This window comes from Stenotrophomonas sp. CCNWLW57 (assembly GCF_037203925.1).
Lineage (GTDB): Bacteria > Pseudomonadota > Gammaproteobacteria > Xanthomonadales > Xanthomonadaceae > Stenotrophomonas > Stenotrophomonas rhizophila_A.
Genome location: NZ_JBBCBJ010000009.1, coordinates 129,293 through 136,324 on the forward strand (window position 1 = coordinate 129,293; position 7,032 = coordinate 136,324).

Annotated in this window: 3 protein-coding genes; 2 read left to right on the forward strand and 1 reads right to left on the reverse strand. The window is 67.5% G+C overall.

The features are described 5' to 3' along the window. The first annotated feature begins 267 nt into the window (after nt 1–267). Complete coding sequence (locus V9K91_RS18675) at nt 268–1,182, forward strand: oxygenase MpaB family protein (RefSeq protein WP_210132098.1); 915 nt, start codon at nt 268–270, stop codon at nt 1,180–1,182. Between the two features lie 208 nt (nt 1,183–1,390). Here the strand turns inward: V9K91_RS18675 and V9K91_RS18680 are convergent, their stop codons facing one another. Further along, nucleotides 1,391–3,511 (reverse strand): M13 family metallopeptidase, encoded by a 2,121-nt coding sequence (locus tag V9K91_RS18680; RefSeq protein ID WP_093533048.1) that lies wholly within the window; start codon nt 3,509–3,511, stop codon nt 1,391–1,393. A gap of 294 nt (nt 3,512–3,805) precedes the next feature. On the opposite strand from V9K91_RS18680, the gene V9K91_RS18685 reads away from it, so the two are divergent. After that, nucleotides 3,806–6,754, forward strand: coding sequence for an EAL domain-containing protein (locus V9K91_RS18685; protein WP_336443532.1), 2,949 nt, complete (start codon nt 3,806–3,808; stop codon nt 6,752–6,754). Nucleotides 6,755–7,032 lie beyond the last annotated feature (278 nt).

Sequence of the window (7,032 nt, forward strand, 5' to 3'; positions counted from 1 at the left end):
TTCAGTTCTAGCACTTTCATTTCGCTTGGCAATGGGCAGTGCGACAAAACGCCGCAGGGGACTTAACTGAATGCGCAGGGCGCCGAAATTTTTGCGCGGTGCATCATGTAAAACTGCTTGTGAAGCGAAAAATTTCCGCCGTTTTTTGCTGCGACCGCACAATGTGTAGGCCGGTGCCGTGCCGGACGTGGTCGGGGCGACGTGGATCACGCAGAATTGACGCAACCGCGCAGGATCGCCGGCCTCTTCACCCATGGAAGCACCCCGATGTCGTCACTGCTGCACCGCCTCACCCGCCCCGCCACCGTACCGATCCGGCGCTGGGTGCTGGGGGCGTTCCCGCGCGGGCAGAGCGGCATCGATTACGACCACCCGCTGGGCGACCCGGGCTGGTTCGGGCCCGATAGCGTGACCTGGCGGGTGCATGCCGAGTTTCCCGGGATGCTGGCCGGTGGGCTGTGCGCGCTGATGCTGCAGACCCTGCACCCGCTCGCGCTGGCCGGGGTGTATGACCATTCCAACTTCCGCGATGACCTGGTGGGGCGACTGCGCCGCACCACGGCGTTCGTGGCATGTACCAGCTACGCGGCGTCGGGCGAAGTGGAGGCGCTGGTCGGGAAGGTGAAGCGCATCCACGCACACGTGCGCGGGCAGACGCAGGATGGGCAGGCGTATTCGGCCGATGATCCGGCGTTGCTGACCTGGGTGCATGTCACCGAGGCATACGGCTTCCTGCAGGGCTACCGGCGTTACTGCCGCGAGGTGCCGGAGCCCATCGCCGACCGGTACTACGACGAGTACCGGCGCGTGGCCGAAGCGTTGGGTGCCACCGATGTGCCGGCTTCGGAAGCGGAGGTGGAAGCGTATTTCGCGCGGCAGCAGACGCTGCTGCGGTTCGATGCGCGCTCACGTGAAGTGCTGGCGGTGTTGTCCAGCATCCGGCTGCCGGTACCGATGGCGGGGCTTTCGCGCGAACTGTTCCTCGGCGCCGGTGCTGCGCTGCTTCCAGAGTGGGCCACGACGATGCTCGAACGAACGCCGTTGCAGCGCACCCAGGCACGGGCTTCCGCGCGGTTGCTGCAGGGCATGTCGCCCTTGTTCCGCCGCGCGCTGCAGGACGGCGTAGCGGCGCGCGCCTGCGCGCGTGTAGGCGTGCCAACAAGCACGCTCGCCCATTGGTGAACCGGATGACGGATCGGTAGGGTCGGTTCCCAAACGACTGCCGATAACGTGTGCGATTTCATTTACGCATGACCTGAAACGAAGGTGTCTCTCCGTTCAACGTCATGCGTCCCCGTGCCGATCATCGCCATCGGCAGTCGTTTGGGAACCGACGCTACCAGCGGGTACATGCCCCCCAAAAAAACGGGCGCCGAAGCGCCCGTTTTTGTCACCACACCTTGACCCGCTTTTCCGGGGCCAGGTACAGTTTCTGGCCGTCCTTCACCTCGAAGGCGGGGTACCACGCGTCCAGGTTGCGCACGGTGAGCGCGCGGAACTGGCCGGGGGCGTGCACGTTGGTCAGCAGTGAATTGCGCAGGGCCTGTTCGCGGGCCTTGCTGCGCCACGCCTGGGCGAAGCCCAGGAAGAAGCGCTGGTCCGGGGTGAAGCCTTCCAGGGTCTGGCCCGGCTTGCCCTGCAGCGACAGCTGGTAGGCGTCGTAGGCCGTGGCCAGGCCGGCCACGTCGGCGATGTTCTCGCCCAGGGTGAGGCGGCCGTTGACCGACACGCCCGGGAACGGCTGGTAGCTGCTGAACTGCGCAGCCAGCGCATCGCCGGCGGCATTGAACTTCTTCAGGTCCTCGGCCGTCCACCAGTTGTGCAGCTTGCCGGTTTCATCGAACAGCGCACCGGCGTTGTCGAAGCCATGGCTGATCTCATGGCCGATCACCGCGCCGATCGCGCCGTAGTTCACCGCATCGTCGGCGGCACCGTCGAAGAACGGCGGCTGCAGGATCGCGGCCGGGAACACCAGGCGGTTTTCCAGCGGCACGTTCATGGCGTTGATGGTCTGCGGCAGCATCGCCCATTCGCTGTGGTCCACCGGCTGGCCCAGCTTGGCCAGGTTGCGGCGGTACTCGAACTGGCTGGCGCGCTCGGCGTTGCCCAGCGCATCGTCGCGCTTCACTTCAAGGCCGGTGTAATCGCGCCACTTGTCCGGGTAGCCCATGCCCACGGTGAGGCCTTCGACCTTGGCCTTGGCGTGCGCCTTGGTTTCCGGCGACATCCATTCCAGCGCGTCGATGCGCTTGGCGAAGGCGGCGATGATGTTCTTTGCCATTTCATCGGCGCGCGCCTTGGTGGCCGGGTCGAAGTGCTTTTCGACATACAGCTTGCCGATCGCTTCGCCCACGGCGTTGTTGCTCTCATCCACCGCACGCTTCCAGCGCTCGCTCTGCTGCGGGGTGCCGTTGAGGGTGGTGCCGTGGAAGGCGAAGCGCGCATCGGCCAGTGCCTTGGGCAGGTACGGCGCGGCGCGGTCCAGGGCGTGGAAGGTCAGGTAGTCCTTCCACACATCCAGCGGTTCGGTGGCGACCAGGCGCGAGATGCCGGCCACGGCCTTGGGCTGCCACACGATGAAGTCGTCCTGCTTGTCCAGGCCGGCGGCGGCCAGGAACGCGGCCCAGTCCATGCCCGGCGCCTTCGCGCTCAGGTCGGCCTGCTTCCACGCGTTGGCACCCTTGGCCACGTCGTTGGTTTCTTCCTGGGTGGCGTGCGCCTGCGCGATGCGGGTTTCCAGCGCCAGGATGCGCTGCGCCTTGGCGGCCGGGTCGGCCACGCCGGCCAGCTGCAGCACCTGGGCGATATAGGCCTGGTACTGCTTGCGGATCTCGGCCATGCGGCCGCCCTGCAGGTAGAAGTCGCGGTCAGGCAGGCCCAGGCCACCCTGCACCAGGTAGGGCGCATTGCGGTCCGGCTGCAGCAGGTCCACCGACACCCAGGTGCCGAACAGGCGGTCGGTGTAGAAGTTGGTGGCGTTGAGCAGGTCCACGTCGGCGCGCAGGGTGCCGCCCAGGGCGGTGGCCAGCGCGGCCTTGTCGCCGATGCCGCCGATGGCGTCCAGCTCGGGCTTGATCACGCCCATGCCGCGCGATTCGATTCCGGCCTCGTCCATGAAGGCGGCGTAGTAATCGCCGATCAGCTTGGTTTCGCCGCTGGCCTTGGTATCAGCGGCGGCGCCTTCGAGGATGGCGCGGGTGTCGGCCAGGGTCTTCTCGGAAATGACGTTGAAGCTGCCGTAGCTGGAGCGGTCGGCCGGAATTTCGGTGTTCTTCACCCAGCTGCCGTTGGCGAAGCCGAAGAAGTCATCGCCGGCGGCGACGCTGCGGTCCATGCCGGCGGCATCGAAGCCGAAGCTGCCCAGCTGCGGCTTGGGCGCGGCGGGCGGGGCGGCGGTATCGGCCGGCGGGGCGGCGGTCGGCGCGGCCGCATCGCGGTCGCAGGCGGCCAGGCCCAGCGACAGGCTGGCGGCAATGGCAAGCATCAGGGTGGGGCGGCGCAGCTTGGACATGGACTTCTCAGGCAACGGGGAAACCCCAAGTCTAATCCGCCGCCCGGCCCGCGAACCGGCGGGATCTGGCGGGAGTTGTGGCCGCATTGGGCTGCGTCAAGGTGTGACGGCTGTCGCACCCCTTCCCGAGCCGGGCGGGCTGGTGCATGCTGGGGGCAAGGCGCTGGGCCAAGGCCTTGCCCGTTGGGAACGGGCAAGAGAGACGTCAAGAAATTGCGACGTCGGCCGCTCAGGTTTGGGGAAACCAGGAAGCGTTTACATGAAGTCAGGCCGTCACCGAGGTAGAGGTACGCGATGCCCGCGCTGAGCCAGCCTATGGCGCGGCCGCTGCGCACCATCGTGTGGCTGGGGATCGGCCTGGGCCTGCTGCTCGGTGCGGGCCTGGTGGTGATGCTGGCCAATGATTACCAGCGCCGGCTGGAGGCCGCCCAACGGCAGAGCACGGCGCTGGCCACTGGTTCGCAGCGCCTGCTGCGACTGGAACTGCGCAACCTGGAACGCGCCATGCGCGGCATCGCCGCCGACGGCGCGCAGCTGTTCGAGCACGTGCCGGCGCAGGCACCGGACCTGCTGGACGATGCGATCGATGGGGTGCTGCAGCGGCATGCGGAGCTGGAAAGCATCGTGGTGGTGGACCAGTTCGGCCGTGCCCTGACCAGCGGCGGCGGTGACCTGACCCTGCCGCTGTGGGCGGTGGAGGCGCATCGTGGCCAGGACAGCCAGCTGTATCTGGGCCCGCCGCAGGACCTGGGCATGCGCCGCTGGGTGCTGCCGTTGGCGCTGCGCATGGGCGAGGACCGGTGGCTGCTCAGCCGGCTGCATACCAGCGAGCTGCAGTCGATCATCAGCGGGCTGGATATCGGCCTCCACGGCGTGCTCTCCATCAGTGATGTCACCGGCCACCTGCTGGCGCGCAGCCCCGACAACGACGGCTTGACCGGACAGCAGTTCAAACTGCAGCGGCGCGACCTGCTGGGCAGCGATACGGTGCTGCCGCTGGGCGTCGAACACAGTCCCATCGACAAGGTCGAGCGCATCACCACCCTCACCACGCTGGCCGAGTACCCGTTGGCGGTGTACGCCGGGCTGGGCCGGCAGGATGTGCTGGCGCCGTGGTGGCCCTACGTGCAGGCCTCGATCGGCCTGTACCTGCTGTACTGGGGAGCATTCGCGCTGGTCTACACCAGCCTGCGCCGTGCCACCCGCCGCCAGGATGCGATGAGCGAGGAGCTGCGCACCGGCCATGCCGAGCTGCGCATGGCCCACCAGGTCGGCAAGATCTGCACCTGGACGGTGGACGAGGACGCCTCGGTGCTGCGCTGGTCGCCACTGGCGCGGGAAATATTCGGCATCCCGCTCGATTCCCTGCCGGTGGCCGATTTCTTCAACCGGGTGCACCACGAGGATGCACAGCGGTTGCAGGCGGCGTTCGACGATGCGTTTGCCGGCAATGGCGTGCTGGATGAGATGTTCCGCATCGTGCTGCCCGGTGGTGCCACGCACTGGGTATCGGCGCGTGGCCAGCAGGTGGGTGGCAGCGACCGCGAGCGGCGCATGATCGGCGCGCTCACCGACGTGAGCGAGCGGGTCCAGGCGCTGGCACGCGCGCAGCAGGCCGAGCGCCAGTTCCGCCTGCTGTTCGACCGCAACCCGGCACCGTTCTGGGTGTTCGATCCGGACACGCTGCGGTTCCTGGAAGTGAACGAAGCGGCGGTGCGCCAGTACGGCTACAGCCGCGACGAATTCCTGGCGATGAGCATCCTGGACATCCGCCCACGCGAAGGCTGGGAGGAAATCCGCGGCGCGATTGCCAACGCCACCAGCGGCGACCTGCAGGATGCCAAGGTGCGCCTGCACCGGCGCAAGGACGGCACCGTATTCGAAGTGCGCGCGCACCTGGCGCGGTTGGACTTCGACGGGCGCGAGGCCTGCCTGGTGCTGGCCGAGGACATCAGCGACCGCATGGCCTATGAGCGTGACCTGGCCTACCACGCCACCCACAACCCGGCCACCGGGCTGCTCAACACGCGCGCGCTGGCCGCGCAGCTGGATGAGGAAGGCGGCAGCTACACCATCGCCTACGTGCAGTTCCGTGGCCTGCAGCTGGTGGCCGATACGCTGGGCCGCGAAGTGGGCGACGTGGTGCTGCAGGCCATGGCCAAGCGCCTGGGTGGGCTGGGCGTGCGCTATGGGTTGCTGGCGTTCCAGCCGGCCGAGGATTTCATCTTCGCCATCCGCGACGACCACGAGCGCCAGACCGCGCTGGATACGCTGGTGCAGACTGTCTCCGAACCCGTGCGCGGACAGGACTGGCTGCACCAGTTCGAGCCGCGCATTGGCGTGGCGGTGAAGTTCGACGGCGATGTGGTCAGCGCCGAACAGGTGATCGGCATGGCCGCGCAGGCCGCACATGCCGCGCGCGACGAAGGCAGCGTGATTGCCTGGTTCGACAGCGCAGTGAGTTCGCGGCTGGCTGACCGGCTGCGCCTGGCCGGGCGCATCCACAGCGCGATCGATGCCGAATTCGCGCTGTACTTCCAGCCGATCTGCCACGCCAGCGATGGCAGCCCGGCGGCGCTGGAGGCGCTGCTGCGCTGGCCGCAGGCCGATGGCAGCTTCATTCCGCCGGGCGAGTTCATCCAGCTGTGCGAAGACACCGGGTTGATCCTGGCGCTGGGCCGCTGGGTGATCCGTGAAGCAGCGCGTGCGCAGCGCCAGCTGGTGGATGCCGGCTGGGACCTGCCGATTGCGGTGAACGTCTCGGCGGTGCAGTTCTTCAACAGCGACCTGGTGGCCGAGTTCAGCCGCGCCAGCCAGGAGTTCGGGCTGGCGCGCGGGGCCCTGCACGTGGAGCTGACCGAGAGCAGCCTGATGCGCAAGCCGGGCCAGGCCAAGCAGACCATGCAGCGCATGCACGAGCAGGGCATCCATATTTCGCTGGACGACTTTGGCACCGGTTATTCGAACATGTCCTACCTGCAGCACCTGCCGCTGGACATCCTGAAGATCGACCGCAGCTTCGTGGCCGATGTGGAAACCAACCCGCGCAACGCCTCGATCTGCCGCGCGCTGTTGTCGCTGGGCCACAGCATGGGCCTGACGGTGATCGCCGAAGGCGTGGAAACCCCGGGCCAGCACGAATGGCTGGCCGCGCACGGCTGCGACCAGGTGCAGGGCTTCCTGCTGGGCCGGCCGGCGCCGCTGGCCGACGTGATAGAACGGCTGGAAACCGCCGCCGCGTAAAACGGCGGCCGGGATGCCGAACGGTAGCGCCGACTGTTAGTCGGCTGCATCACCAGGCGCAGGGCTACGGGCAGCCATATGCTGTGGCGAAGAGCAGCCGACTAACAGTCGGCGCTACCAGTAGATGCCACCCAGCAGATGGCACCCAGTAGATGCCACCCAGCAGATGGCACCCAGTAGATGCCACCCAGCAGATGGCACCCAGTAGATGCCACCCAGCAGATGGCACCCAGTAGATGCCACCCAGCAGATGGCACCCAGTAGATGCCACCCAGCAG

What these genes read in the sequence shown, in the direction of transcription:
- V9K91_RS18675 (WP_210132098.1), top strand. Translation starts at nt 268, where the DNA reads ATGTCGTCACTGCTGCACCGCCTCACCCGCCCCGCCACCGTACCGATC.
- V9K91_RS18680 (WP_093533048.1), bottom strand. Translation starts at nt 3,511, where the DNA reads ATGTCCAAGCTGCGCCGCCCCACCCTGATGCTTGCCATTGCCGCCAGC.
- V9K91_RS18685 (WP_336443532.1), top strand. Translation starts at nt 3,806, where the DNA reads ATGCCCGCGCTGAGCCAGCCTATGGCGCGGCCGCTGCGCACCATCGTG.